Source organism: Gemmiger formicilis, assembly GCF_016901605.1.
GTDB lineage: Bacteria > Bacillota > Clostridia > Oscillospirales > Ruminococcaceae > Gemmiger > Gemmiger formicilis_B.
Genome location: NZ_JACJKP010000883.1, coordinates 1 through 219, shown reverse-complemented (window position 1 = coordinate 219; position 219 = coordinate 1). Strand labels below are relative to the sequence as shown.

Here is a 219-nt window from a genome sequence, read left to right as displayed (position 1 = left end):
CTACAACTCGGCGGACGTTATTGAGTATATGGGCGTCATTACCGCCCACGTGGATATGAGCCACCCGGTGCTGATGGATAAGTATATCTACGGTACCGAATGTGAGGTAGACGCAGATGGAGTCGCCGGAATGCACACCGGTACGCTCGATCTGTTCCATGATGCCGGGCACCAGGAAATCCGTTCCGTCGCAGATGGCGTCTACCTCACATTCGGTAC

At 54.8% G+C, this 219-nt stretch carries 1 protein-coding gene; it reads right to left on the bottom strand.

The annotated features are described in order from the left end of the window. Positions 1-219: hypothetical protein (locus tag H6B10_RS18405; RefSeq protein ID WP_243427454.1), on the bottom strand; the 219-nt coding region annotated here is incomplete at both ends.